The sequence below is a fragment of the Halopseudomonas sp. genome (assembly GCF_036961105.1).
Classification (GTDB): domain Bacteria; phylum Pseudomonadota; class Gammaproteobacteria; order Pseudomonadales; family Pseudomonadaceae; genus Halopseudomonas.
Genome location: NZ_JBALWW010000004.1, coordinates 151982 through 178180 on the forward strand (window position 1 = coordinate 151982; position 26199 = coordinate 178180).

Genomic DNA, 26199 nt, shown 5'->3' on the forward strand with positions numbered 1-26199 from the left:
GGATTCAGGTCCTCTCGGCGTTCGACTCATCGCTCGATGCCACAGTGGTGGGGTTGTGTCCATTGTGCGCCTGTTCGCTCAGCAGGCCAACTGTCAGGCCCGCTCCCAGCAGTGCGGGGAACAACCAGAACACCAGGGGTGAGCTTTCAAGCAGACCGGCCAGCGCCGCCGCATTGGCGCTGAACAGTGGGGCGAGAACGCCGAGCATAGTGGCGCCGCCTGCGAGTATCGGACGTAGATCACGCAACAGAATCAGTGCACAGGCAAGCAAGAGCAGCACCAGACCAAGCAGGCTGATACTCCATTGGTAACCATGCTGCATGTCCATGCGGCGCGTCAGCTCGAAGGCCGCCATCAGGCCCAGCAGGATGCGGCCCCAGTTGGCCGGCTGCCAGCGCAGGCCGAATGCGAGATAGAAACCCGACAAGCCGATTAGCGGCAAGCTGATGTTCTGGGCTGCCAGGCCCAGGATACGCTGCACATGGGCTAGCGTCTGGTGCTGGCTCAGATCACCAAAGGCCAGCAACAATGCGCTCGCAGCCGGCAGGCTGAGTGCCAGCAGGGCAGCATTCAGCGCTCCGCGGGCGTGGTTGTTGAGGCGGCTGCGGCGCTGTTTCAACCAATAGCCGAGAACGAGCAAGGCGGCACAGAGCAGCCCGTAGGCAAGGCTGATCATAGGGCGGCAAAGGCCTTTTCGGCCGCATCCAGGGTCAGTTGCAGCTCGACATCGCCATGGGCAATCGAGGTAAAGCCAGCCTCGAAGGCGCTGGGCGCGAGATACACACCGCCTTCGAGCATCAGGTGGAAGAAGCGCTTGAAGCGCTCGGCGTCACTGGCCATCACATCGTCAAAGGTGACGATGTCGTCGGCGCCAGAGAAATAGAGGCCAAACATGCCGCCAGCTTGTGTGGTAACGAAGGGCACGCTGGCTGCGTCGGCGCGCTCCTGCAGGCCAGCCAGCAGCCGGCTGGTGTAGTCGGTCAGCTCATTGTGGAAACCTTCTCGGCTGATCAGCCTGAGCGTGGTCAGGCCGGCGGCCATGGCCAGCGGGTTGCCCGACAGGGTGCCAGCCTGGTACACCGGGCCCAGCGGGGCAATCTGTTCCATCACCGCGCGCTTGCCACCGAAGCAGCCAACCGGCATGCCGCCGCCGATGATCTTGCCGAAGGTGGTCAGATCGGGAATCACGTTGTAATGCGCCTGGGCACCGCCAAGCGCCACGCGGAAACCGGTCATTACTTCATCAAAGATCAGTACTACGCCATGCTCGTCGCAGGCTTCACGCAGGCCTTGCAGAAAGCCCGGTGCTGGCGGTACGCAGTTCATGTTGCCGGCCACCGGCTCGACAATAATGCAGGCAACGTCCTGGCCGACCTTGGCCAGCGTCTCGCGCACGGCCTTTATGTCATTGAAGGGCAGGGTGAGCGTATGCTTGGCGAAGGCCGCAGGTACCCCGGCGGAATTGGGCACCCCCTGAGTCAGCGCGCCTGAGCCGGCCTTGACCAGCAGGCTGTCGGAGTGCCCGTGGTAGCAGCCCTCGAACTTGATGATGCTGTCGCGGCCGGTATAGCCACGCGCCAGACGGATGGCGCTCATGGTCGCCTCGGTGCCGGAGCTGACCATGCGCACCATGTCCATCGAAGGCACCAGTTTGCAGACCAGATCGGCCATCTCGGTTTCCATGGCCGTGGGCGCACCGTAGGACAGACCATGCTGCAACTGGTTGCGCACCGCGTTCAACACATCCGGGTGGCTGTGGCCGAGGATCATGGGGCCCCAGGAACCGACGTAGTCGACGTAGCGCTTGTCGTCTTCATCGGTAACGTAGGCGCCTTCGGCGTGCTTGAAGAACAGCGGCGTGCCGCCCACGCTCTTGAACGCGCGGACCGGTGAGTTGACGCCACCGGGGATGTGCTTCTGGGCGCTGGCGAACAGGGACTGTGAACGGGTCTCGGTAGTAGACATGACAAATTCTCTCAACAGGCGTTAATAAGTTGACTGAAGGTACTGGCGCGAAGTTGCACGGCGTCGGCATCCGGGGCGCCGAACAGGCCATTGATCACGGCCAGATAGTCGGCGCCAGCGCCGAGTAATTGCGGCGCGTTGTGCAGGGTAATGCCGCCGATGGCAATGATTGGCAGGCTGAAACGTTGGCGTGCCTGCTGCAACAGCACGGGCGTCGCCGCGGGCGCGCCGGGTTTGGTGACCGACTGAAAGAAGCGGCCAAAGGCAATGTAACTGGCGCCGCCTTCGACGGCCTGTTCGGCCAGTTCCAGGCTGGCGTGGCAGGTGGCGCCAATCAGCGCCTGCGAGCCCAGCTGCTGGCGCGCTTCGCGCAGCGAGCCATCTTCCTGGCCCAGATGCAGGCCCACGCCCAGGCGGCTGGCCAGTGCCAGATCGTCGTTGATAATCAGCTGGCAGTTGTGGCTTTTGCACAGCTGCGCCAGCTGGCTGGCTTCATCCAGACGGCGGCCGGCGTCCTGGCTCTTGTCGCGGTACTGCAGCCAGCGGGCACCTCCCCGCAAAGCGGCTTCTACATAAGGCAGCAACTTGCCGTCGGCGAGCAGCGTGCTGTCGGTAATGGCATACAGGCCGCGTTGGCTCACGAGCAGAAATCCAGCGGCAGGCGACGTGGTACGTACTGGCCATGGCCGGGCTGCTCGGCGTCGCGCAGCGTGCGCCAGGTGTAGTCGAGCGCCGAACGCACCGCGCTGACCAGTTCTTCGCCCAGCGCCAGGCGGCCGCTCAGCGCGCTGGCCAAGGTGCAGCCGGAACCGTGATAGCTGCCGGGCAGGCGGGCGCAGGTGAAGTCGTGCTGGCTGCCGTCCTGGCAATACAGGCGGTTGTGAATGTCGGCCTCATCGCCGTGGCCCCCGGTGATCAGCAGGTTCTGGCAGTAGGGCAGCAGCTTGGCCGCGCACTGGTCTGCCGTGCCCTCGGGCAGCTCTGCCAGAATGCGTGCCTCCGGCAGGTTGGGCGTGGCGATCACGGCCAGGGGCAACAGCCGCTCGCGCAGTGCAAAACCTACATCTTCCTTGCCCAGCGAGCCGCCGCCGCCAGCGCGCAATACCGGATCGCAGACCAGTGGCAATGCAGGGTTGGCCTGCATCAGCTCGATGACGGTATCGACCATCTCGACACTGCCGAGCATGCCCAACTTGACCGCCGATACCGGCATATCTTCGAGTACGGCATTGGCCTGCGCCAGTACCCATTCACGGTCAAGCACCCGGAAGTCGATCACATCGACGGTGTTCTGCACGGTGAGGGCGGTGACCGCCGGGGCGGCATGGCAACCCTGGGCCAACAGCGCCTCGATATCGGCCTGCAAGCCGGCGCCGCCACTCGGATCATGGCCAGAGAGGCAGAGAACGACAGGCTTGAAGGGATTGGGTTGGGGCATGGGTGTAGATTCCGGCTTGTTGACGGTACGGGAGGCAGGGTCGGCTGCGGCCATCGCCCTGCAAACAGTCCGCTAGCTTAACATCTCAGGCCGCCGGCGGGCAGCGGCGCGCTGTCTCAACTGCTGTGCAGCAGCAGTTGCCTGCGCTCGGCGTCATAGCGCCAATGCGCCTGCCCAGGTACCAGCTGTACGCCGCCCACCCAGTAGTCGCGCCTACCTCGGGCGGCAAAGCCGTCGGCCACACCGCGCAGCACCGCGTCGCCAAGGGCGGTGAGCCGCAATGGCCGTTGTGGCCATTTCAGATGACTCTTTTCTATCTGCAACAGCGGCGTTGCTCCTTCCAGCAAGGGTTGCAGCAACCACCAGAACATCAGATCGCCCAGATACGGTAGCGGCTCGGCCTCGCGCATAAGCCGGCTGAACACCTGACCGACACTGAGCGGGCCATTGGCTTTCAGTATCTGTAGCGTCAGCCGCTCGGTAAGCCCCAAGCCGTCACCTTCGCCGGGCAGTTGTTGCAGATGCCGCTCCAGTGCCTTGCCGAGCATCGGCAGTGCTGGCGTGCCGCTGTTGATCAACTGCAACAGCTCGCTCGGATCGGCGGCGGTCAGCGCCTGCCAAGCCGCGCTGCCGAGCTGCAGCAGGGCGTCGCTGATCGGCTGGCGCTGCGGCCAGAGCCAACTCAGCAGCTCGGGCGCCAGTTGGCCTATGCCGATAAAGCGCTGTACGCCGGGAATGCGGTCTACCGCGATCAATTCCAGTTTGGCGCCGGGCTGCAGCTGGTGCAGACGATGCAACAAATACGCGAGGATCAACTGATCGTAACTGTCGTGCTCAAACCAGAGCACCACGCGCTGGTAATCGTCCAACTGTTGCAACTTGTCATAGGCCTGCCGTTGGCGCGCCGCGACGTCGGGGAAAGTCATCCCGAAGGCGTCAGCCAGGAAGGCAGAACGATCATGCTCTAACGGCTCGGCTGCGCTATAGCGCAATGGGCCTATGCAATAGGGATCGGAGAACTCCAGAAAATCACCGGTGAACCCGGCGGTTTTCAGGCTGTGCTGAATGTCACTGCCGCAGCGGATATGCAGAGTTTTCAGATCAACGTCGCCGTGACGCAACAGGCGACGATTGGCGTGGCTGATGCTGTCGATGTGCTGCTTGAGCTTTGGCCAACTGGCAAAGCCGATTTCGCGGGCTATCACCAGCTGCGCCTCGGCCAGGCGCAGCGGTTCACTGCGCGGTGGCAGCCAGCAGTTGACGCGCTCCAATGCTGGACTCTCGCCGGCCTGGACAGCCTTGAGCAATTCCTTGGCACGCTTGCGCTGCTGCTCGAGATTGAGACGGCCGTGGCTGATCGGGTTATTTGAGGTGCTAGACATACGATCCCCTTATCGGGCCTGTGTCCGCCTGGCAGGCTGGGTGTCGTATGGACAGAATCGAAGGTGGTTACAGCGGGCGCAGCCCTTTCCGCGAACGGGGACGCCAGTCGGCGCGAGTCAGAGCATCGCTGCTTGGCTGCAGGTTGTCAATGACACCGCCTATGGCGCCTTCCGACACTGGCAAGGCCACGCGCGCTGTGTCTACACTGTGAGACAGCGTGAACACCACATCAGACCCACAACAAGGTGGTTTATGAAAGCGATTGACCAATGGTTCGACGAGTATGGCGAAAGCCATCGCAATCCGATGAACAAGCTGCTGCACTGGATTTGTGTACCGCTGATCACCTTCAGCGTGCTGGGCATTCTCTGGGCCATCCACCGCTGGGTCTCGATGCTGGCCGTGGCGGCGGCACTGGTCTTCTATGTAACGCTGTCGTGGCGCATCGCCGCAGTGATGCTGGTGGTTTCGCTGTTGATGCTGTTGCTCCTCAGCCTGATGACCTATGTGTTCTGGCCCTGCGTGGCCATTTTCGTGCTGGCTTGGGTGGGTCAGTTCATCGGCCATCATCTGGAGGGCAAGAAGCCCTCGTTTTTCAAGGACCTGCAATTTCTGCTGATCGGCCCGATCTGGTTGCTGGGCTTTCTGTTTCGGCTGTTCGGCTTGCGCTATTGAGCGCGGCCAGCGGCAGAACCACAAGGGGCGTCTGGTTACGCCCCTTTTTGTTGCTGCCCTGTTACTGCAACTGGTGCTTCATTACCTTGCCATTGGCGTTACGCGGCAAGGCGCTGTGCTCGCTGAATAGACGCGGAATCTTGTAATCTGCCAATAGTGGCAGCAGATAGGCGCGCAGGGCCTTGGCGCAGTCACACATGGGCTCGCGCAGGACAACGCAGGCTTTCACGGTTTCTCCCCACTCGGCATGTGGCACGCCAATCACCGCTACCTCGACGATTGCCGGATGCTGCTCCAGCGCACTCTCTATTTCGCGCGGGTAGATGTTTACCCCGCCGCTGATGATCAGCTCCTTCTTGCGCGCCAATACCCAGTAGTAGCCTTCGGCGTCGCGGCGCGCGATGTCGCCGGAATCCAGCCAGCCATCGGTATGCAGGCACTCTGCGGTGGCCTCGGGCTGGTTCCAGTAACCGAGCATGGTAGCGGCGGTACGAATCTGGATTTGCCCGGTACCTTCGCCTGAGAGGGGCTGCCCTGCCTCGTCGATCAGCCGCAGTTCGGTGTGCAGTGCGCCGCGTTTGCCGATGGAGCCGGCCTTGGTACGGTGCTCGACAGGTTTCATCAGGCTGCCGCTGGGGCCGGCTTCGGTCAGGCCATAGACGCAGTAAAGCTGGTCGGTGCCCATACGCTGGCGGATCAACTCGACCTGCTCACCAGAAAGGGGGCCGCCGCCGTAGACCCAGCAGGTCATGGAGCTGAGATCGCGCTGAGCGATGTCCGGCTGCTGCGCGGTGAGCAGATAGGCGATGGGGGCGCCGAAGAAGTGGGTGGTGCGCTCGCGCTCTACCGTGTCCAGCAGCAAGCTCGGAGTGAATTCCGGCAAGACGATATGCGCAGCGCCTACGTAGGTGCCGCCGAGCAGGAATACGTGCAGCGGCGCGGAATGAGTCAGCGGCATCATGTGCAGCAGGCGGCTGTCCGGGCGCACATCCATCTCTACCGCAGTGGTGTTGGCGACGGTCAGCAGGTTGCTGTGGTTGAACAGCACTCCCTTCGGCTTGCCGGTAGTACCAGAGGTGTAGAGCAGGGTACAGGGTGAGCTGGGCTTGATCGACTCAAGCGCATGGCGGTCTGGCAGTTCGGCTAGCAGCTCGGCCAGGTCGTCGAGATTCAAGCCGGCACAGGTGTCACTCAGCAGCGGCTGCAGGCTGCGGTATTGCTCGGCGCAGCTCAGCACCAGGTTGGCGCCGCAGTCCTGCAGAATATAGTCGAGCTCGGCCGGCGCCAGACGCGCATTGATTGGCACCACCACGGCGCCCAGGTTGAGCACGGCGAAGTAGCCCAATACCCAGGCGTAGCCGTTGGGCATGAAAAGCGCTACGCGGTCCTGCGGATTAATGCCGTACGCAGTGCTCAGGTGCGCGGCGAGCCGCAGGCTCTGCTCATGCAGGCAGGTCCAGTTGAGTCGGCACTCGGGGGTGATGAGGGCATCTTGATCTGGAAATTTGCGCGCATTGAGCGCCAGTAACTCGGGGATGTTCATGTTGCAGTCCTGTTCTTATTGTTTGCAGCAAGGGTTGTTGAATGAGCAAAGGCTGAATTCAGGTTCATTTTTCACCCGCGTCGCAGGCATTGCTTGGGCACGGGTTTAAATGGGTTCGTTGCGCCATTGGCCGGGCGCCAGATCGCCCAGTTGCCAATCGCCAATGCGTACCCGCACCAGGCGCAGGGTGGGCAAGCCCACAGCGGCGGTCATGCGTCGAACCTGTCGATTACGGCCCTCGCGGATGGTGATGGCCAGCCAACTGGTGGGTACGCTCTTGCGAAAGCGCACCGGCGGATTGCGCGGCCAGAGCTCGGGCTCGGTTATCGGTTCTACCTCGGCGGGTCGGGTCGGGCCGTCGTTCAACTCCGGTCCGGCACGCAGTTGCTCAAGCTGCGCCTGCGAAGGCTCGCCTTCCACCTGCACCCAATAGGTCTTGGCCAGCTTGTGTTTGGGGTCGGTGATACGCGCCTGCAGGCGCCCATCGTTGGTCAGTAGCAGCAGGCCTTCGCTGTCGCGGTCGAGGCGGCCGGCGGGATAGACGCCCGCCAGGTCGATGAAATCCTTGAGCGTGGCGCGGCCCTGGCCGTCGGTAAACTGGGTGAGCACGTCGAACGGCTTGTTCAGCGCAATCAGCTGCGGATTGGCTGGCGGTGCGGCAGCTTGTCGGCGCGGCTTTCCGGCAGCCAGTGAGCGTTGAGACGGGCGTGGACGTTTGTTCATAAGTTGCAATCCGGCGGTCAATCAGCGCGGCAGTGTATCGGCTATGGGCAGCACCGCAAGGGTTACCGTCGCTTTGCTGAACAGACGTTTCTCGCCATTTTTCACCGCAAATACTTCCGACTCCGCTACGCAAATCTGCCTGCCTGATTTCAGTACCTCGGCGCGGCACAGCAGGGTTTCACACACCGCAGGGCGCAGCAGGTTGAGCTTGAACTCGACGCTGAGCACGCTAAACCCTTCCGCCAGGGTCGTTGCCGCAGCCGCGCCAGCACAGTGATCCGCCAACGTGGTTTGCACCCCAGCGTGTACGAAACCGCCCTGCTGAAAATGCCTAGGCAGAATGCTCAGCTCGGCTTCCACCCAGCCCGCACCGCAGGCAGTGGGGCGTATGCCCAGATCGCCAATGAAATTGGCGCGGCTGAAACCGGCCTCGACACGCGCCTGAATTACACTCTGTTCGACTGGCATAAGCATTCCTCAGAGTGCGGCAGGTGTTGAGCGCGCCACCAGGGCTTCGACATCCAGCCCCTTGGGCAGGGTGCCGTAAGCCTGCCCGTGCTGACCCAGGCGACTGGCGATAAAGGCGTCGGATACCGTGGCATTGCCGGCGTCCAGCAGCAGCTTGGCCTGTAGCGCCACGGCTACGTCCTCGGTCAGCTGGCGTGCGCGGTACTGAATATCCTCGGTGTCGCGGAACTGCTGTTTCAACTGTTCGATGCGCTGGCCAAGCAGGGCTGAGCCATGGCCGTCGCCCAACTCGCTGAAGAGTGTGTCCAGCACGCCGGGCTCCTTGGACAGTGCCCGCAGCACGTCCAGGCACTGCACATTGCCGGAGCCCTCCCAGATCGAGTTGACCGGCGCCTCACGGTACAGGCGCGGCAGAATGGTTTCTTCCACGTAACCGGCGCCGCCCAGGCATTCCTGTGCCTCGTTGATCATTCCCGGCGCGCGCTTGCAGATCCAGTATTTGCCGATGGCGGTGACCAGCCGGGCGAACTTGTCTTCCTGTTCGTCGTGCGCGTTATCCAGCGCTTTGCCCATGCGCATGGTCAGTGCCAGCGCCGCTTCGCTTTCCAGCGCCAGATCGGCCAGCACGTTCTGCATCAGCGGCTGCTCGTTGAGTACGCGGGTGCCCACGGTGCGGTGCGCGCAGTGGTGCGCTGCCTGGGTGAGCGCCTGACGCATCAGGGAGCTCGAGCCGATCATGCAGTCAAAGCGGGTGAGCGAAACCATCTCGATGATGGTGGGCACGCCGCGACCTTCGGCGCCGACCATCCACGCCAGCGCCCCGCGAAATTCAACCTCGCTGGAGGCGTTGGCCCAATTGCCCAGCTTGTTCTTCAGGCGCTGAATATAAAACTGATTGCGCGAGCCATCCGGACGGTGGCGCGGTAGCAAAAAGCAGCTCAGGCCCTGGTCGGTTTGCGCCAGGGTCAGGAAGGCGTCGCACATGGGTGCCGAGCAGAACCATTTGTGGCCGACCAGTTCATAGGCCTGGCCGGGGCCGCCGGTGCCCACCGGATAGGCGCGCGTGGTATTGGCGCGCACATCGGTGCCGCCCTGCTTCTCGGTCATGGCCATGCCAATGGTCGCGCCGGTTTTCTGCTCGATCGGCAGGTTGCGCGGGTCGTATTGGCGCGAGAGTATTTTCGGTAGCCATTGCTCGGCCAGATCGGGCTGCAGGCGAAGTGCCGGGATGCAGGCGTAGGTCATGGTCATCGGGCAGCTGGTGCCGGCCTCGGCCTGGTTGTGCATATACATGGTGGCCGCGCGGGCGACCTGGGCGCCGGGGCGCGGGTCGGTCCAGGGTGCGCTGGTCACCCCGGCGCCAATGCCGGCGGCCATCAATTCATGGTAAGCGGGATGGAACTCCACCAGATCAATCCGATGGCCGTATCGATCATGGCTCTTGAATACCGGCTTGTTCTCATTGGCCAGAAAGCCGGCCTCCATCAGGCTGCCGCCCGCCAATTGACCGTAGGCGCTGAGCGCGTCATCTGCCCAGCCGCCGTTATAGCGTCTGACCCACTCCTGTAACGGCAGATCATCACGGTACAGGTTGATGCCGGTGAGCGGCGGCACCTGGTTGACTACCTCGTGGGTTTCAGCGTACTGGTGCAGGTTCATTGTGGTAGCTCCTTGGCGCCCAGGGCGCGCAGACAAAAGCGGGTGATGGTGCGGGTGACTGCTTCCAGGGTCTCGCTGGGCAGGCCGCTTTCACGGTCGGCGCGCGCTTGCGGCGAGAGCGGGCCGACCAGGGATTCGGCGATGGCGCCAACCAGGCAGGCTGAGGTAAGCGGAATGTTTTCCACGACAAAACTGCCGTCGGCCACGCCGTCGGCCAGGAGTTCGCCATAAATGGTGGCATAGGCCTGACGATAGAACAGGCGCTGGGTTTCGACCTCTTCTTCGGCCGGTTCGGCAATCAGGGCATAGGCCAACTGGCGGCTATGCCAGGCGCGCGCGGCAAACTGGGTAATGCCGTTGCGCAAACGGTCGCTGGCCTTGCCGGGCGCCAGGAACTGCTCCTTGAGGGTGTTGAGCTCGATCCGCGTGGCCTTGACGAATACATCCGCTGCCAAGGCGCCCTTGCCGGGAAAGTGGCGATACAAACTCCCGGTCGCCACACCCGCAGAGCCAGCCAGACCGCTCATGGTCAAGGCGGTAAAGCCGTTTTCAGCGACCTGTTGCAGGGCGCACTCAAGGATGTGTTCGCGTAGCGCCTGGTCACGTTCGATGCGTGTGGCGGTGGTGCGGTAAGCCATGGTGTGAATCCTGATTCATTACTTGCATGTAGTGAATCAGGATTCAGTTCTTTGTGCAGGGGACAAATCAGTCAGATTTGATGGTATTTCGGTCGGCGCGGTTGATCGGCTGGCTGGATATTGCGGGCTTGAAGGTTAGCCAATAAAGGCGATGGCCACTTCCTTGATCACAAAAGCAAACACGCCTAGCCCCAGGACGCTGAACAGTACTGCCGTACCGTAGCGCCCGGCTTTCGATTTTTTTGCCAGATCCCAGATGATAAAGCCCATGAACGCAACCAGGCCAAGGATCATCAGTGGCATGGCGATGGCTTCGAATTGATCGTAAGTCATGGGATGACGCCTCCAGACGGTAGAAAAAGGGTCGCTAGTATAACGGTAACTACCCTTTGGTTTTCCAATTCTGCGTTCAATTCAGACCCAGATGCTTGAGCGGCAGTTCAGTACTTGCCAGCACTTGGCTTAGAACAAAACTGGAACGCACGCTCGACACACCCTCGATGCGCGTGAGGGTGCCCAGCAACAATTGTTGGTAGTGTTCCATATCGGGTACCACCACCCGCAGGTGATAGTCTGCGTCCATGCCGGTGACCAGGCAGCAGTCGAGCACTTCGGGGCATTGACGAATGACGGCTTCGAAGCCGGCAAAGCGTTCCGGCGTATGGCGATCCATACCTATCATCACGAAAGCGGTCAGCTTGAGCCCCAGCATGGCCGGGTCCAGCAATGCCACCTGACGTCGGATCAGCCCGCTGTCCTCCAGCTGTTTGACACGACGCGAGCAGGGCGAGGGCGAGAGACCAATGCGCTCGGCCAACTCCTGGTTGCTGATGCGGGCGTCGTGTTGCAGGGCAGCGAGAATCTTCAGATCGTAGCGATCCAGGTTAACGGAATTCATGATTTAATCCATATTGCGCAGTTTGTGCGATTTTTAGCTAATTATTGTTGTATAGGCAAGTTTAAGTGCAATATTAGATAAGTTATTTCGCTGCGCTCGGCCTACTATAGTCAACAGTTTCAGCCAGAACCGGTCGTCCAGCCGGCTCGCTTATCCAGCGAGACGGGGCAAGCGCACTTACCAGGTGTGTCGCCAGCCGGTTACCCAGCTCACAAGGCACGGGAGCAAGGCAAGATCCCAAAAGGAGACAGGAGGACGTAAAAAAGGCGAGCTACCCAAGGGGTGGCTCGCCTTTTTGTTGCTGCCTGGTTTGACCGCGTTTCAGGCCGGGTCTTTGTGTACCAGCACTTCAGCCTGCGGGTAATGCGCGACTATCGCCAGACGTACCTGCTCGCCGCGCTCATGCGCCTCGGCCAGGCTGAGCTCGGCCGGCAGCTCCAGATGCAGCTGCATGAACCAGTGCTGCCCGGATTCGCGGGTGCGCAGGTCATGAATATCCAGTACACCGGGAATCGAGCGTGCCAGTTGCAAGGCGTGGGCACGCACCGCATCAGGCAGCTCGCGGTCCATCAGAATCTGCACCGCCTGGCGGCCGATCTGCAACGCACCGAACGCGATAAACAGGGCGATACCCAGGCCGAACAGGGCATCGGCACGCTGAATGCCCAGACTCGCCAGTAGCAGCGCGGCGATGACGCTGAGGTTAAGCAGCAGATCGGAGCGGTAATGCAGGGCGTCGGCGATAATGGCGGTGGAACCGGTGCGTTTGATCACGTGACGCTGCAGCGCCAACAGGCCAACGGTTGCCAGGATCGAGAACAGCATCACGGCAATGCCCGCCCAGGCGCCGTCCAGCGGTTCTGGATGCAGCAGCCGGTTGATACCCTGGAGCAGTACCAGCACGGCAGAACCGGTAATAAAGGCAGCCTGGGCCAGCCCGGCCAGGGCCTCTGCTTTGCCGTGCCCAAAGCGATGCTCCCGATCGGCCGGTTTGAGCGCGTAGCCAACGGCAAACAGGTTGATAATCGAGGCTGCGGCGTCCATCAGTGAGTCGATCAGGCCGGCCAGCAGGCTGACCGATCCTGACGCCAGCCAGACCCCGGCCTTGAGCGCAATCAGCAACAGCGCGACAGCCACCGAAGCGCGGGTCGCCAGTTTCAGCAGTCGCGCGTGTTCGGCGGGGTCCTGAGTTCGCTGCTGCATCAAGCGCGCGGTGTGTGGTGCAGCAGGGCAATGTGGCTGGGTGATGGTTGCGCGCTTTCTTGTGCTTGATCCAGCGGCAGATCAAGATTCAGTTCACGGTGCAGAATAGCTTGCAACTTGCTCTTGTCGATCTTGCCGTCAGCGTCGATTGCCGGTTCGAGCTGTGAGGGTTCAAGGCTGTAGCGGGCGTCCGGCAGGTATATGGCGCCGGTGGCAAAATCCACGGCAAAGGCAATCACGCCGGGCACTATGTAAAACAGCAAACCTATGCCGTTGAGAATGGCGACGCCGGTGTCGATCTCGCCGCTGATCTGTCCCCGGCGCTCAGGGTAGAAGACAGTGCCGCAGGCGGTCAATTGAGTGGTCAGGGCAGTGGCGAGCAGAATACAGGCAAGGGGCTTCAGACGCATGACAGCAAGTCTCCTGAGGGGGGAAGGGGCGAAGGCCAGCGGCGGCAATGCCGCCGCGCTGGCGTTCGTTGCTCATAGCATATCTGCGCCCCCGGCTGACTGAAAGCCTGCAACCCGTATAATGCGCCTCTCATTTACCAACACGGCCACATCATGAGCGATTTACCCGTCAGCCAGGTGCTGCCGCAGTTGCTGCACGCGCTGGAGCAGAGTACGGCGGCAGTGCTGCAGGCGCCACCGGGCGCTGGCAAGACTACGCTGGTGCCGCTGGCGCTGCTGGACGCGCCCTGGCTGGGTGATCAGAAAATCATTCTGCTGGAACCGCGACGGCTGGCAGCGCGCGCGGCGGCTGAACGTTTGGCCGACATGCTGGGTGAGCCGGTGGGGCAAACCGTGGGTTACCGGATTCGCCTCGACAGTAAGGTCAGCGCAGCGACCCGCATCGAAGTAGTCACCGAAGGCATATTGCAGCGTCAGTTACAGTCTGATCCCGAGCTTTCGGGTATCGGCCTGGTGATCTTTGACGAGTTTCACGAGCGCAGCCTGGACGCGGATCTGGGGCTGGCGCTTTGCGTGCAGACACAGGAGTACCTGCGCGACGAGCAGCCGCTGCGTCTGCTGGTGATGTCGGCCACCCTGGACGCGCAGGGCGTTAGCCAGTTGCTGAACGATGCGCCTGTGATCACCAGTATGGGGCGCCAGTATCCGGTCGAGGTGAGGTACGGCGCGCCTTGGGAGCCCAGGCAATTTGTCGAGCCACTGGTCTGTCAGACTGTATTGCAGGCGCTTGATGAACAAAGCGGCAGCGTGTTGGTGTTTTTGCCTGGCACGGCCGAAATTCGCCGCGTACAGGCGCAGCTGGAGCAGGCGCTGGCACAGCAGCCGCAGGTCCGGGTGACGCCACTCTATGGCGAGCTTGATTTCGCTATGCAGCGCCAGGCCATTCAGCCGGCACCTGCTGGCCAGCGCAAGGTGGTGCTGGCCACCGCCATCGCCGAAACCAGCCTGACCATTGAGGGCATTCGGGTGGTGGTGGATGCCGGACTGTCACGCGAAGCGGCTTTTGATCCGCAGACGGGCATGACGCGGCTACAGACGCGCCGGGTGTCGCGCGCCGCAGCCGAGCAACGGGCGGGCCGCGCTGGGCGCCTGGAACCTGGAGTCTGCTATCGGCTCTGGTCCGCCCAGCAGCACGATCAACTGGCGGCTCAGCGCGAGCCGGAGATTCGTCAGGCCGATCTGGCCCCCCTGGCTTTGCAGTTGGCGCATTGGGGTATACAGGACGCTGGCGAATTGGTCTGGCTCGACCCGCCGCCAGCGGCAGCATTGCAGCAGGGACGGGAGCTGTTGCAGCGTCTCGGTGCCATGCAGCAGAACGAACAGGGCTGGCAACTGACGGCGCACGGCGAAACCCTGATGCGTCTGCCTATGCACCCGCGCTTGGCGCACATGTTGGTATTGGGGCAGCGCTTTGGTCTTGGCCCGATAGCCGCCCGTCTGGCGGCTATCGTCGATGAGCGCGATCTGCTGCGCCGTGCCGCCAGCGTTGATGCCAGCCTGCGCCTGGCGCTGTTTGACGATGCGCGCGGCGCTGAGGTTGATCGCGGCGCCTTGCAGCGTGCGCGTAAGCTGTCCGAGCAGTGGCTGAGGCAGCTGCAGCGCCTACCGCGGGAGAATCCGGTAAGCGATCCGGCGCATGATAAGTGGGTGGGCGTACTCCTGGCGCTGGCCTACCCGGATCGCATCGCCCAGCGCCGTGGCGAGGTGGGCGGCGAGTACCGGCTGGCCAATGGCCGCGCCGCCGCCTTTATTGAGCCCGACTCGTTGCAGCAGTCCGGCTGGTTGGCAGTTGCCGCACTGGGCGGGCAGGTGGCGCAGCGTAACGCGCGAATATTCCTGGCGGCAGAGCTGGATGTGCCGGCGCTGCTGTCGCTGCAGCCTGCACTGCTGAGTCAGCGCGATACCCTCGCTTGGGACGCACGCAGCGAGAGCCTTCTGGCCGAACGTCAGGAGCGTATCGGCGAGCTGGTATGGCAGCGCACAGCGCTGCCGCAGATCGATCCGCAGCAACGCCAGCGCGCGCTCTGTGATGTGGTACGCCGGCAAGGATTGGCGTTGCTGCCCTGGACGCCGGCGCTACGCCAGTGGCAGGCACGCATCGCCCTGCTGCGCGCGTTGGACCTGGCCGATACCGGCACGAGCGAGTGGCCGGATCTGTCGGACCAGGCGCTGCTCGCTACGCTGGACATCTGGCTTGCACCTTATCTGGACAAGGTCGCCCGGTTGGCGCACTTCGCCAATCTGGAGCTCGCGGGCATGCTTGCCAGCCAATTGCCCTGGCCCCTGCCACAGCAACTGGATGAGCAGGCGCCAAGCCATTGGACGGTACCGACCGGCTCGCGCATTCGCATCGACTACAGCGAAACGCCGCCAAGCATCTCGGTGCGCCTGCAGGAAATGTTCGGCAGTGTCGACACGCCGCGCATCGCGCGCGGGCGTCAAGCGCTCAAGCTGCAGCTGTTGTCGCCGGCGCAGCGCCCGGTGCAGGTCACTCAGGATCTGGCAGGCTTCTGGCAGGGCAGTTATGCCGAGGTTAAAAAGGATATGAAAGGTCGCTACCCCAAGCACAAGTGGTAAGTTAGAGATTGACTGGTCATGTGTGAAAACATGCGGTTGACAATTCGCTGTGCTTTGAGGGGGTGTCATGGGCTTATCTAAACAAGAACGAGTAATCATCATTCGTCATGTGCCGAATGTTTTTTCTGAAATAAGTTCCTACCAGCTTAATGAATCATCAATACAAAAAGTATGTAGTGATGAAATATCCTATTTCACTACACCTAATTCTGCTTTCGATGAGCGGCATGACGTTTATTTGTTTCCATTCTTGCTTAATTCAGATGGCTCCCCGTGGGATGAGGCAAACCTTTTTTTATTTAAAGCCGCGAGAGACCATAAAAAAGGGTACTCGTTATCTAATTCAGTTAGACAGAAAGCGGCTTGGTTGCTGGACTATAAGATTTTTTGTGAGAAAAACAACATAAATTATATGGACTTTACTTGCCGAAAACCAATGAGGCCTACCTATAGATATTTTTCTGAGCTGGTTAGAGATGTTGAAGCTGGTACGCTAAAAAGAAATTTGTTGAACAAAAAAACAAGAGTTACATACGACTTATATAGCTATCTATCAAAGCAGCCTGGCTCAATAATTGATATTGAAAGAGTTGATTCTGTTAAATCGTTGACGTTGTTTCTTAAAGGCTCTCATGGTAGGGCTTATAGTGTTAATGTTGAAAAAAGAGGGCAAACGTTACGATCTTATAATAAAGGAGCCCCGGTTCATGTGGGCTTTGTTAGCGAGTACGGAGAGGAGCTTAGGCCGTTAAAGGAACACGAAAGAATAGAGTTGGTAAGGGTTCTTAATTTAGAACATTTCTCTGTAGACGAGCGTATTATGCACTTAGTTGGGATGGAGACTGGTGCGAGGAAGCAAACTATTCTTACCATGCGGATGAAGCACTTAGATGGTTTTTCGCCGGAAAAAAAACTAAAAGATGGAACTTATAAAATTCTTGCGGGGCCTGGCACTGGAATTGATACCAAGTTCGATAAAAAGCAGGCGTTATATTTTCCGCAGACTGTAGTGGATATGATTAGAACGTACGCAAATTGTAAGAAGGCGAGAGAGAGGCGTAGTAAATTTGTATCTAAGAATGGAGCGATTCTTGGTGAAGGCGATATGTATATTTTTCTCTCGCCAGAAGGCGATGCTCACTATATGGCAAAGAGTGATCCTAGATACAAAATTACGAAAAGTAAATCGCAAGGCCGCAACACATATTATACAAAAAAGAAAATATTAAAGTATGCGAAAGATTTTTTTCCAAAGGATTTTACTTTTCACTGGACTAGAGCAACTTATGCGTTGGGGTATTACAGGTGGCTTCAGCCGCTTTCTGCAAAGGGGTTAGTTACAGATGGTGACATTATATCCATGGTTCAGAAGCGAATGCATCATTCTGATCGGCTCACGACAGAGAATTACTTGAAGTTATTTGACGCAGTTGACGAAAGAGTGGCAGCCCAAGGGTCATATGAAAATCAAATCCTTGAAATATATGGCTCTGATGGAGGTGTTAAGGAATGATGTCTGACGCTTATTCAGAAAGAGAAACGGAGGTTCTCAGGCTCAAGGACCTTCTGGATATTGAATTGGCTCATCCGCAAAAGCTGCTTCTATATCTTCCTAAGTCAAATAAGGTAGGGCCGTATGATATTGGTGCTATTGCCTATCTGAAAAGACGATTCCAGAAATCGAAGGCTTCTGCAGGTGGGGCTCCATATCTTGTTGTAGAAAGCACGTTGCTAGAGCATAGATGCGAGTTTATAAGGAAGCTTGTCGATCATATATTGTCTTCTGGTTACTCAGAGAATTCATTGCTCGGCTTTTTACAAAAGATCAGAACTGCATTTTTAAAAATTGATAAGTACGAGGGAGCTGAAAATTTTCTAAGATCAATTGAAAAGACGCATGAGTTTTACATCATACTGACTTCTGAACTAAGGCATGAGGTTGGAGTTAACAAAATTACTCCAAGAAGCGCCCAGTTGCTGCAGTCCCAAGTTTGTCAAATAATCTCTGTTATGTTTGATTCTTCAGTATCTGATCATATTTCAAGGAATACAATAAGGTTTTCGGGTGAGGTAAATAAAACCTTGCCGAGAGAAATGAGTGAGCTGCGTTATGCGGCCAAGGTGTACGAAGGTTTGGCTAGTGGTTTAACCAGTTTTCTTTTGCAGCATAAAACATTCCCGTGCCTGTTAGAAATGCCTGACTATGAAACCTACCTGTTTCCATACTCGAATCATAGGGTAACCCCATACTGTTATAGGCCCGCAAAAGTCTACAATTATGAGCTGGGTAGGATTGCAACAGAAAGTGAGTTTTTTGCAAAGATACCTGATAGGAAGGAATCGTTTCTTAGAGAAGACCTAAAACAAGCTCATAGAAATAACTTTGCGGCCAACAGAGACCCGCGGTCAAAATCTCGTAGAGCTCTGGCAGCTACGGCAATGCAGTCTTTCCAAATGCTCTTTATGATGTTGACGGGCGCGTATATCTCGGAAATAGGTAAAATCGAGTTCGAGGGCGGATGGAATATATCGAAATCAATAACTAATAAGAGTTTTAGGGTGGTAAAGCTAAGAGCCGCTGGCCGGGTTCTACAATACGAGCTAGCTGCTAGTGGCGTTCATATTTTGCGAAATTATTTGCGGCTAAGAGAATGGGTGCTTGACGGCTGTGAATTTAAGTATTTGTTTTTTGGTCTAAAAGTTAAATCGTGGAGTGCTACAAAGCTACGAGAGGAAAATGTACGAAGTTTTCAAGACAAAAAGGTTATCGGTATATTTATGCCGCCAGAATTTGCTAGGCTCACGCCCAGGCAGCTTAGGAAGACAAAAAGTATTTTTCTTCATGAGGACCCGAACGTAGAAAAAGAAACAGTCGGTATGGTGATGAATCATACAGTTTCAACGAATGAAAATCATTACATGGAAGTGTCGCCTGATAAGTCGCGTAAAGAGTTTTCAAGGTTTTGGGAAGCGGTGAACGAAGCCGCTTCCCATGTTACGGTAGTAGAAGTCGATAGCAGCGAAAAGCACCGTAAAATTGCGTCGGGGCATTGCGATGACTTTTTGAATCCACAGCTTGCTATAGACTCTCCGCCTATAATTCCTGACTGTAAAACTCAGTATGGCTGCCTGTTTTGTTCGCACTATATTTGTCATGCAAACGACGAAGAAGATACACATAAACTTTTCAGCCTCCTTTACATTATCACTGGGGTTATGAATGGTGTTTCAGACTCTGATAAAGCAAAAGAGCTTTTCTCTACACTTCAAGCCAGAATTAGGAATATACTGTTTCAGGTTAAGATTAAGTCAGATGCAGGCAGAAAAAATGTAGCATTATATAGCCGGCGAGTTTTTGAGTTTGGAGAACTTACATCATACTGGGAAAGCCGCCTTCAGAGATATGAATCCTTGGGTCTGGTTTTCATGAATAAGGAAGAGGAGTATATTTTGTGAGAAAGCTCGGTTCTTATTCAAATCAGACCTACCTTGGTTTGGCGTCGATCAAGAGCGATCTAATTGGCTTTTCGGAGCCTGATGTCTATGAATATTCGACCGGTTTGAATGTCCCGGATAATTTTATAATATGTCGGGATAAAGAAGGGACGCCCACTGCGGTTTATGATTGGTTAGAGTGGAATTTAAAACCATACCGGCTCGGTGCTACAGGTAATTGCGTTTTTAACTTTGGCCGTATTAATGCAGAGCTTAAGTCGGAAGCGGGCTTGGCTATTATAAATGAAGCTAAAGAGATAATGTTTTCTCTAATGTATTTCGCTAGCAGTGGGGCTGCAGGGTGCTTGGGAGTAACCACGCTTTATAAATATTTCCTGTTAGTAATAAAAGCTTCCGAATACTGTATTCAAGCCAGGGTGAGTCCGCTGGTTGGTTCTTTGAAATTATCAGATTTGTTTTGTAATCCGATGTACTTGGCTGCGTTTGCTAAATCAATCGGCTCGGAAACAGTAGGAGAGAGAAGGCAAAAGCAAACATTACATGCGTTATTGCGGCATCTAAACATTATAGGTGTAGACGTGCTAGGGTATAGCGTCATAACTGATGTAGTTGTTCATGAAAAGCTAACGTATCATCAGCATCCACTGATACCCGCTAGAATATATCTTCAAGCTATTAATCTTTTGACAGAAAGAGTTTTTTTTCTAAAGGAAAGTACAATCGGGCTTGAGTTATTTTTAGAGCAATTTTCAGATCCTTATTATGGTTTAGGAAAAAAAGTCCAGCAGCGAGCCCGCAGGGATGCTGGAGTTTTAGACTATGTTCTACAGCCGACCTTCGAGGAAGCCATCGCCAACTATAAAATGGAAATCCTATTTAAGCACCATGACTTTAGGGCTAATGGCAGGGCAAAACTTGTTGGTGTTTTGAGTAGAATTCAATACGAAATGAAATCCCTGATACACATTTATACCGGGATGCGCTTTGATGAGGTCAATCGGCTGCCTTATGATTGCATAATAAAGCATAATCTGGAGGATGAGGTGAAAAGCTCGTCAGGTAATATTGTGACTAAGCCAGAATGTGTACAACTATTATCTACAACGACCAAGTTCAGCGGTTTTCGGAAGGAGGAGTCTTGGCTTGCTCATCCTATTGTAGTCGATGCAGTCTCTGTATTACAAAGGGTAGTGCGGGGGTATGCAGCTTTTGCAAAACTCTCTTCAGAGGAGTGCCCTTTACTGGTCAGTACGGTAAAGCTGTTTATGAAAAACAACTTTCCTAAAGAACGAGTTGAGGTGTGTACTTTTAAGCCCAGAGCCAAATCGTTTGAGAGTGATCCGCAATTTATTATAACGGATGAGGATTACGAGATTCTCCAGGCAAGCGATCCCGATCGTGATTTCTCATCTGAGGTTAAATTCCGAGTAGGCCAGTCCTGGCCTTTTACCGCCCATCAATATCGTCGTTCTTTAGCTTTTTATGCTGCAAATAGTGGTTTTGTATCAACGCCATCACTGATGCGGCAGTTTAAGCATCTGGCTCAAGAAATGACTAAGTATTACAGTCGCAATAATAAAAATATTAAAACCATATTTGGGCATTATGATTTTGAGCAGAAGGCGTATGTTCTTCCTATAAGTCATATTTCGTATGAATTACAAATAGGTATGTCCCTTGACGCAGCAGAAGCAATATTGACGGATCTGCTAGATGGTGGTTCCACTTTGCATGGTAAGGAAGGAGGTTACCTAGAGCATGCTCGTAAAAGACTGGAGGATGGAGAAGTCCTGGTAGAAGAATTTAAAGAAGAAACGGCGAAAAAGCTAAGAAATGGAGAGATTAGCTATCGTAAAACATTTTTAGGTGGGTGTACTAATATAGATACATGCGAGTGCTCGATTCTTGGAGAGTTTGCACAGTGTTTAGACAGTAAATGTGCTGTAATAAAATCAAGCTCAATTGATGGTTTAATAGTCTCTACCCAGGCGGAATTGGAGCGCTATGATCCGGCTTCTGCTGAATATTACGCAACTAAAGACGAGCTGGAAAGCCTCGTTAAATTTAAAGCAAAAAAAATGGATTGATGGATTTGATTGCAGGGGTGTATTTTGGCTAAGGTCAACGGTGTTTCCGCATGCTATGAAGCTTTTTGCCGTCTTAAGGAAAAGCGCCCAGAAAACGAAAAATTCATAGGCCTTGCGCTGGATAAAATAACTGCATCAGTAGTTTCTCAAGAAGCAGGATTTGATAGTGGTTACTTAAAGAAGCAGCGCCCTGTTCATCAAGCGATTATCGCCCAAATAGAATCATTTAAAAAAGTTCAAGAAGGTACAACTTTATCAAGGGCCGAGATTCAAAGGCGAGAAAGAGATAGGTGGCAGAAATACAAGGGTGAGCGAGACCGCTTACAGGTACTTTTAGAGCAGTCATTATCACGGGAGTTGTTGCTAGCAACTAAGGTGAAGCAACTTGAGAGTCAGCTCTATAATTCAGGAAAGGTGTTTACATTCAAAAGAATTAAATAGTTTTCCGGTTTTTCCTGGCAGCCTTAATACAGGGCAGTTGCTAACTGCCCTTTTTTTCCGGCTTAGAGCGTGCTGCTTGTCTCCACTATATTCTGACCGATGCTATTTATGATGCACGTGAAGTCCTCAGTAGCAGAATGACGGTGTGCTAGCATCATGGGCCGCGAGCCCTACTCCATGGGTACAACTTCGACGAAAGTACACCCGACAAAAGAAGTTTATCGGATATAGATGCTGGACTTATTACAGCAGGATCGAAATCTCATGAGCAACGCGAACTCTTATGGCGAAGCTGTTAAGTGTTTGTCCGGCTTGCGCGACCGGCGTTCGTATACACCGATGATAATAAGCTTCGGGCGAATATTTGCACCCTCTCGCCTGGCAACTCATATTTCAGAAGCCCCACAGCGTGTACCGAATTAGGCAAACCTTAGAGTAATTACTTATGAAAGATAGTTTAACTCGTGCAGAAACTCTCAGGGAAGCGATTGCTAATTTTAAGCCCAGCCCATATGGCATTAGCGTGCTCCGCTCCAAGATCCTAACTTCTACTATAGGCACGGATCTTGATGGCATGAAGATCTGTGACACTTTCGCCCCAGTGGGCGTTAATAATCCGGATTACAGAAAGGATCTTTCGGGCCTGGGAATAATCGTGAGACTGATGGAAGTCGACCCCTCTCTTTATAGCGCTCTTGTTTTCAGCAGGCTAGTAATTGCTGACGAGCTAGGCGATAAGATAATCTCTTCATTGAAACAAAATCTTCCTCAAGGAGTTGATCTGGGGGATGTGCTCACCGACAGCTATAAAAGGTATCTATTAGGGAAAGACTTAGGGCTCTGATAAAAAAGACATGCGAACGACTTGATGTAAACGGGAAGGGCTTATAAGCGCTCTGTTTTTAGTCTGTCTGATGTCTGTTCCTTGCTATGAGCGCATGCGAATGCAAGCTGCAACTGATTCAGACCGGTAAGGTCTCTTTACGCCGGACTCCTCTTGCCGCCATGCCTCGATAGCATTAGCTGCAAAACGTGTCCAGCATTTGAATCTGGGCGACCATTTTCCAGGGCGCCCTTCGACAGCAGCAGTGGTAAACTCAGGCGCTTTGCCGTCCGGCTTTGACTGAATAATGCAAAGGAGCTCTGCATATGTCCGCCCTGAAAGCTCTCCTAGACACCTATCGTACTGCCTCCGTTACTGAGCGTGAAAAAGGTACCTATTTCGAAGAGCTAATCTGCACCTACCTGCGCAATGAAGCCACCTATCGTGACCTATACGAGCAGGTATGGACGTACGCTGAATGGGCCAAAGACAACGGGTTGAGTGGGAAGGACGCGGGTATCGATCTGGTGGCCCGTGTACAGGGCTCGGGTGAGTACCATGCTATCCAGTGCAAGCTGTACGCCGAAGACTACAGAGTTCAGAAAAAGGATATTGATAGTTTCTTTACCGCATCGGGCAAGGCTCCATTCTCACAGAGGGTCATAGTTACCACGACCAACAACTGGAGCGAGCATGCCGAAGACGCCTTGCAAGGACAGCAACCCCCAGTCATGAAGATTGACTTGCAAGCGCTTGAAGAAAGTCAGATTGAATGGGCGAAATATCAGTCCAAGCAGGTAGTGGTACTAAGGGCTAAGAAGGAATTGCGAGAGCACCAGCAGTCGGCCCTGAATGCTGTCACCTCAGGACTGAAAGACGCTGAACGTGGCAAGCTGATCATGGCCTGCGGCACGGGCAAGACCTTCACCAGCTTGAAGATCGCTGAGTACCTAGCAGGTAAGGGTAAGCGTGTCCTGTTTCTGGTGCCGAGCCTGTCATTGCTGTCACAAACCCTCACTGAATGGACACAAGAAAGCGAAACGCCTCTGCACAGCTTCGCAGTTTGTTCTGATAGCGATGTGGGCAAGAAGCGCAAAGTCGAGGACGATGCTCCACAGGTATTCACCCACGAACTACGTTACCCGGCCACGACAAAGTCGGATCGTCTGGCCTCTGAGATGATCAAGCGCCATGACGACGAACATATGAGTGTAGTGTTCTCCACCTACCACTCGATCGATGTGATCAGCCGGGCACAGCACGACCACAATCTGGCAGAGTTCGATCTGGTTATCTGCGATGAAGCTCATCGCACCACCGGCGCCACCTTCGGCGACGATGACGAGAGTAACTTCGTGCGCGTACACGATGGTGACTACCTCCGCGCCGCGAGACGCCTCTACATGACTGCGACGCCGCGCATCTATGGTGATAGCGCCAAGGTGAAGGCTGAATCTGGCGAAGTTACGCTTTGCTCCATGGATGACGAAGCGCTGTTCGGCAAGGAGCTATTCGTCATCAATTTCTCCGAAGCCGTCCAACGTGGTCTGCTCACCGATTACAAAGTCCTGGTACTGACTGTTGAAGAGAGTGTCATCAATCGACGTCTTCAGAATTTGCTGAAGGATGAGAACAATCAGCTCAAGGTTGACGATGCCGCTAAGATCGTCGGGTGTTGGAAGGCGCTGGCCAAGCAAGGGCTGGCTGAGGAGCTGATTGGCGACGACCAACCGATGAAGCGCGCCGTAGCCTTCTGCCAAGTAATTGCGCCGTCCTACAAGGGCAGCAAGCACAAGGTCAGCTCAATGAACATTGCTGGCATGTTCCAGGAAGTTGTTGAAGCCTATCAGGAGGCCGAGGGCATCGACCAAGACTCCCGTCTTATCTGTGAAGCTGCACACGTCGATGGAAGCATGAACGCCAGTCAGAAGGAAGCTAACCTCACCTGGCTGAAAGAGGAACCGCCAGCGAATACCTGCAGGATCCTAAGCAACGTGCGTTGCTTGTCTGAAGGCGTAGACGTTCCAGCTCTTGATGCCGTGCTGTTCCTGACGCCCCGTAACTCCCAAGTAGATGTGGTGCAATCGGTTGGTCGGGTTATGCGTAATGCGCCTGGCAAGAAACGTGGCTACGTAGTACTGCCGGTAGTCATCCCGGCAGGAATGAAGGCCCATGAAGCGCTCAACGACAACCAGACTTACAAGGTAGTCTGGCAGGTGTTGCAAGCACTTCGCTCGCACGACGACAGCTTTGACGCCATGATCAATAAGTTAGATCTGATCGGTTCTGATCCGCGCAAGATGGAAGTCATCGCCATCACGGACAAAGTGACGAAAAAGGCGAAAAGTAACAGTGCCAACGCTGGTAAGGGCCAGTATGGTTTAGGTGAGAAGCGGCCGAAGAACGATGCCGAGGGCCAGATGACGCAACAGGCCGACTTGACCTATGAAGTAGGTGAAATTGAGCGGGCTATCTACGCGAAGATCGTCGAGAAATGCGGCAATCGCCACCACTGGGAAGACTGGGCGAACGACATAGCCAAGATTGCCCGAACCCACATAGACCGCATACACGGGATTCTGGAGAACCCGTCCAACACTCAAGAAAAAACCGCTTTCAATGCCTTTGCAGCTGAGCTACGCGATGATCTGAACGACAGTGTCAGCGATGGCGAGATTGTCGAGATGCTGGCTCAGCACTTGGTGACCAAGCCGGTCTTCGACGCCCTGTTTGATGAGTACAATTTTGCGAAGCACAACCCGATGGCGAAGGCGATGCAAAGCGTGCTGGACGCCTTGCACGAGCATAATCTGAATAAGGAGGCTGTCACTCTAGAGAAGTTCTATCAGAGTGTACGCCAGCGAGCTGCTGGCATAGATAGCGCAAATGGAAAGCAAAAGATCATTGTCGAGTTATACGACAAGTTCTTCCGCAACGCCTTCCCGAAAATGACAGAACGGCTCGGTATCGTATACACGCCGGTTGAGGTGGTGGATTTTATCCTCCACAGTGTTAACCACCTCTTGCAACAAGAGTTTGGCCAGACTCTGGGAAGCAAGGGCGTCCATATTATCGACCCCTTCACTGGTACCGGCACATTTATCACGCGCTTGATCCAGTCGGGGCTGATCAAGCCGGAAGAGCTACCGCACAAATACCAGCATGAAATCCACGCCAACGAATTGGTGCTGCTGGCTTACTACATTGCAGCAGTCAATATTGAAGCGGCCTACCATGGCGAAGTAATTGACGAGTACGCTCCGTTCGAAGGTATTTGCCTTACCGATACTTTCCAGATGTACGAAAAAGATGACATGGTTGATGCATTGCTTGAGGACAACAGTGCTCGACGCAAGCGGCAGAAGGAGCTAGATATACGGGTGATCGTGGGTAACCCACCTTATTCTGTTGGGCAAAAGGACGACAACGATGGGGCTGCTAATTTACGCTACCCCAATCTCGACACAAGATTGCAAGAAACATATGTGAAGCAGTCTTCAGGCAATCCGCGAAGCCTGTACGACAGCTATATCAGAGCAATTAGATGGGCCAGTGACCGTGTCGGTACCAGCGGCATTATTGGATTTGTCACTAACGCTGGCTTTGTAGATGGTAAGGCTGCCGACGGTTTGCGTAAATGCCTGGTGGACGAATTTTAAAGTCTCTATATTTTCCACCTGCGTGGGAACCAGCGCACCAGCGGGGAAACGTCACGCAGGGAAGGAGGAAAGATTTTTGGTAGTGGTAGCCGT

22 protein-coding genes are annotated in these 26199 nt (G+C 55.6%); 8 read left to right on the forward strand and 14 right to left on the reverse strand.

Features of this window, described 5'->3' with window-relative positions; translation table 11 throughout:
- Positions 1-4: 4 nt before the first annotated feature.
- The 5 genes from V7756_RS07065 to V7756_RS07085 form a co-directional block, all read right to left on the reverse strand.
- Entirely contained in the window at positions 5-676 is a 672-nt protein-coding gene (locus V7756_RS07065) for a hypothetical protein (protein ID WP_335609448.1), read from the reverse strand.
- Positions 673-1965, reverse strand: a complete 1293-nt coding sequence (gene hemL, locus V7756_RS07070; RefSeq protein ID WP_335609449.1) for a glutamate-1-semialdehyde 2,1-aminomutase — start codon at positions 1963-1965, stop codon at positions 673-675. The genes V7756_RS07065 and hemL overlap by 4 nt, the downstream gene beginning before the upstream one ends.
- Before the next feature lie 11 nt (positions 1966-1976).
- Complete coding sequence (thiE, locus tag V7756_RS07075; protein ID WP_335609450.1) at positions 1977-2606, reverse strand: thiamine phosphate synthase; 630 nt, start codon at positions 2604-2606, stop codon at positions 1977-1979.
- Positions 2603-3403, reverse strand: coding sequence for a hydroxymethylpyrimidine/phosphomethylpyrimidine kinase (locus tag V7756_RS07080; protein ID WP_335609451.1), 801 nt, complete (start codon positions 3401-3403; stop codon positions 2603-2605). The genes thiE and V7756_RS07080 overlap by 4 nt, the downstream gene beginning before the upstream one ends.
- 116 nt (positions 3404-3519) lie before the next feature.
- A complete protein-coding gene (locus V7756_RS07085) occupies positions 3520-4785 on the reverse strand; it encodes a DUF1835 domain-containing protein (RefSeq protein WP_335609452.1) in 1266 nt (421 codons plus the stop codon).
- 253 nt (positions 4786-5038) lie between these two features.
- Here V7756_RS07085 and V7756_RS07090 point away from each other — a divergent pair, with 253 nt between their 5' ends.
- Entirely contained in the window at positions 5039-5461 is a 423-nt protein-coding gene (locus V7756_RS07090; protein WP_335609453.1) for an Mpo1 family 2-hydroxy fatty acid dioxygenase, read from the forward strand.
- A 61-nt stretch (positions 5462-5522) separates the two neighbouring features.
- On the opposite strand, the gene V7756_RS07095 is transcribed toward V7756_RS07090, so the two are convergent.
- From V7756_RS07095 to V7756_RS07135, 9 genes are all read right to left on the reverse strand, one after another.
- Complete coding sequence (locus V7756_RS07095) at positions 5523-7004, reverse strand: class I adenylate-forming enzyme family protein (RefSeq protein WP_335609454.1); 1482 nt, start codon at positions 7002-7004, stop codon at positions 5523-5525.
- A gap of 105 nt (positions 7005-7109) precedes the next feature.
- Positions 7110-7727 (reverse strand): pseudouridine synthase, encoded by a 618-nt coding sequence (locus tag V7756_RS07100; RefSeq protein WP_335609455.1) that lies wholly within the window; start codon positions 7725-7727, stop codon positions 7110-7112.
- Positions 7728-7748: 21 nt separating this feature from the next.
- The gene (locus V7756_RS07105; RefSeq protein WP_335609456.1) at positions 7749-8195 is read right to left on the reverse strand and encodes a PaaI family thioesterase; all 447 of its coding nucleotides are present in this window, start codon (positions 8193-8195) and stop codon (positions 7749-7751) included.
- Positions 8196-8204: 9 nt separating this feature from the next.
- Positions 8205-9854, reverse strand: coding sequence for an acyl-CoA dehydrogenase family protein (locus tag V7756_RS07110; RefSeq protein ID WP_335609457.1), 1650 nt, complete (start codon positions 9852-9854; stop codon positions 8205-8207).
- A complete protein-coding gene (locus tag V7756_RS07115) occupies positions 9851-10492 on the reverse strand; it encodes a TetR/AcrR family transcriptional regulator (RefSeq protein WP_335609458.1) in 642 nt (213 codons plus the stop codon). Before V7756_RS07115 ends, V7756_RS07110 begins: the two co-directional genes overlap by 4 nt.
- Positions 10493-10627: 135 nt before the next feature.
- Positions 10628-10825 carry a DUF2788 domain-containing protein gene (locus V7756_RS07120; protein ID WP_335609459.1) on the reverse strand — a complete coding sequence of 66 codons (198 nt, stop codon included), beginning with the start codon at positions 10823-10825 and terminating at the stop codon, positions 10628-10630.
- Positions 10826-10901: 76 nt separating this feature from the next.
- Positions 10902-11390 carry an Lrp/AsnC family transcriptional regulator gene (locus V7756_RS07125; RefSeq protein WP_335609460.1) on the reverse strand — a complete coding sequence of 163 codons (489 nt, stop codon included), beginning with the start codon at positions 11388-11390 and terminating at the stop codon, positions 10902-10904.
- 321 nt (positions 11391-11711) lie between these two features.
- Entirely contained in the window at positions 11712-12593 is an 882-nt protein-coding gene (locus V7756_RS07130; protein ID WP_335609461.1) for a cation diffusion facilitator family transporter, read from the reverse strand.
- Positions 12593-13003 carry a polyribonucleotide nucleotidyltransferase gene (locus V7756_RS07135; protein WP_335609462.1) on the reverse strand — a complete coding sequence of 137 codons (411 nt, stop codon included), beginning with the start codon at positions 13001-13003 and terminating at the stop codon, positions 12593-12595. The genes V7756_RS07130 and V7756_RS07135 overlap by 1 nt, the downstream gene beginning before the upstream one ends.
- A 153-nt stretch (positions 13004-13156) precedes the next feature.
- Here V7756_RS07135 and hrpB point away from each other — a divergent pair, with 153 nt between their 5' ends.
- The 7 genes from hrpB (at position 13157) to V7756_RS07170 (ending at position 26106) form a co-directional block, all read left to right on the forward strand.
- On the forward strand, positions 13157-15640 hold the full coding sequence (gene hrpB / locus V7756_RS07140) for an ATP-dependent helicase HrpB (RefSeq protein ID WP_335609463.1): 2484 nt from the start codon (positions 13157-13159) through the stop codon (positions 15638-15640).
- Between the two features lie 67 nt (positions 15641-15707).
- Positions 15708-17153, forward strand: a complete 1446-nt coding sequence (locus V7756_RS07145; RefSeq protein WP_335609464.1) for a site-specific integrase — start codon at positions 15708-15710, stop codon at positions 17151-17153.
- Entirely contained in the window at positions 17150-19096 is a 1947-nt protein-coding gene (locus V7756_RS07150) for a hypothetical protein (protein ID WP_335609465.1), read from the forward strand. The genes V7756_RS07145 and V7756_RS07150 overlap by 4 nt, the downstream gene beginning before the upstream one ends.
- A complete protein-coding gene (locus tag V7756_RS07155; protein WP_335609466.1) occupies positions 19093-21183 on the forward strand; it encodes a hypothetical protein in 2091 nt (696 codons plus the stop codon). The genes V7756_RS07150 and V7756_RS07155 overlap by 4 nt, the downstream gene beginning before the upstream one ends.
- Positions 21184-21207: 24 nt before the next feature.
- Positions 21208-21624, forward strand: a complete 417-nt coding sequence (locus tag V7756_RS07160; protein ID WP_335609467.1) for a hypothetical protein — start codon at positions 21208-21210, stop codon at positions 21622-21624.
- Positions 21625-22069: 445 nt separating this feature from the next.
- A complete protein-coding gene (locus V7756_RS07165) occupies positions 22070-22468 on the forward strand; it encodes a hypothetical protein (RefSeq protein ID WP_335609468.1) in 399 nt (132 codons plus the stop codon).
- A gap of 305 nt (positions 22469-22773) precedes the next feature.
- Entirely contained in the window at positions 22774-26106 is a 3333-nt protein-coding gene (locus V7756_RS07170; RefSeq protein ID WP_442908967.1) for a DEAD/DEAH box helicase, read from the forward strand.
- The last annotated feature ends 93 nt before the right edge of the window (positions 26107-26199 follow it).

Excerpts from the sequence above, each read along its gene's own strand:
- V7756_RS07065 (WP_335609448.1), bottom strand. The coding sequence starts at position 676 with ATGATCAGCCTTGCCTACGGGCTGCTCTGTGCCGCCTTGCTCGTTCTC.
- hemL (WP_335609449.1), bottom strand. The coding sequence starts at position 1,965 with ATGTCTACTACCGAGACCCGTTCACAGTCCCTGTTCGCCAGCGCCCAG.
- V7756_RS07080 (WP_335609451.1), bottom strand. The coding sequence starts at position 3,403 with ATGCCCCAACCCAATCCCTTCAAGCCTGTCGTTCTCTGCCTCTCTGGC.
- V7756_RS07085 (WP_335609452.1), bottom strand. The coding sequence starts at position 4,785 with ATGTCTAGCACCTCAAATAACCCGATCAGCCACGGCCGTCTCAATCTC.
- V7756_RS07090 (WP_335609453.1), top strand. The coding sequence starts at position 5,039 with ATGAAAGCGATTGACCAATGGTTCGACGAGTATGGCGAAAGCCATCGC.
- V7756_RS07095 (WP_335609454.1), bottom strand. The coding sequence starts at position 7,004 with ATGAACATCCCCGAGTTACTGGCGCTCAATGCGCGCAAATTTCCAGAT.
- V7756_RS07100 (WP_335609455.1), bottom strand. The coding sequence starts at position 7,727 with ATGAACAAACGTCCACGCCCGTCTCAACGCTCACTGGCTGCCGGAAAG.
- V7756_RS07105 (WP_335609456.1), bottom strand. The coding sequence starts at position 8,195 with ATGCCAGTCGAACAGAGTGTAATTCAGGCGCGTGTCGAGGCCGGTTTC.
- V7756_RS07110 (WP_335609457.1), bottom strand. The coding sequence starts at position 9,854 with ATGAACCTGCACCAGTACGCTGAAACCCACGAGGTAGTCAACCAGGTG.
- V7756_RS07115 (WP_335609458.1), bottom strand. The coding sequence starts at position 10,492 with ATGGCTTACCGCACCACCGCCACACGCATCGAACGTGACCAGGCGCTA.
- V7756_RS07120 (WP_335609459.1), bottom strand. The coding sequence starts at position 10,825 with ATGACTTACGATCAATTCGAAGCCATCGCCATGCCACTGATGATCCTT.
- V7756_RS07125 (WP_335609460.1), bottom strand. The coding sequence starts at position 11,390 with ATGAATTCCGTTAACCTGGATCGCTACGATCTGAAGATTCTCGCTGCC.
- V7756_RS07130 (WP_335609461.1), bottom strand. The coding sequence starts at position 12,593 with ATGCAGCAGCGAACTCAGGACCCCGCCGAACACGCGCGACTGCTGAAA.
- V7756_RS07135 (WP_335609462.1), bottom strand. The coding sequence starts at position 13,003 with ATGCGTCTGAAGCCCCTTGCCTGTATTCTGCTCGCCACTGCCCTGACC.
- hrpB (WP_335609463.1), top strand. The coding sequence starts at position 13,157 with ATGAGCGATTTACCCGTCAGCCAGGTGCTGCCGCAGTTGCTGCACGCG.
- V7756_RS07145 (WP_335609464.1), top strand. The coding sequence starts at position 15,708 with ATGGGCTTATCTAAACAAGAACGAGTAATCATCATTCGTCATGTGCCG.
- V7756_RS07150 (WP_335609465.1), top strand. The coding sequence starts at position 17,150 with ATGATGTCTGACGCTTATTCAGAAAGAGAAACGGAGGTTCTCAGGCTC.
- V7756_RS07165 (WP_335609468.1), top strand. The coding sequence starts at position 22,070 with ATGAAAGATAGTTTAACTCGTGCAGAAACTCTCAGGGAAGCGATTGCT.
- V7756_RS07170 (WP_442908967.1), top strand. The coding sequence starts at position 22,774 with ATGTCCGCCCTGAAAGCTCTCCTAGACACCTATCGTACTGCCTCCGTT.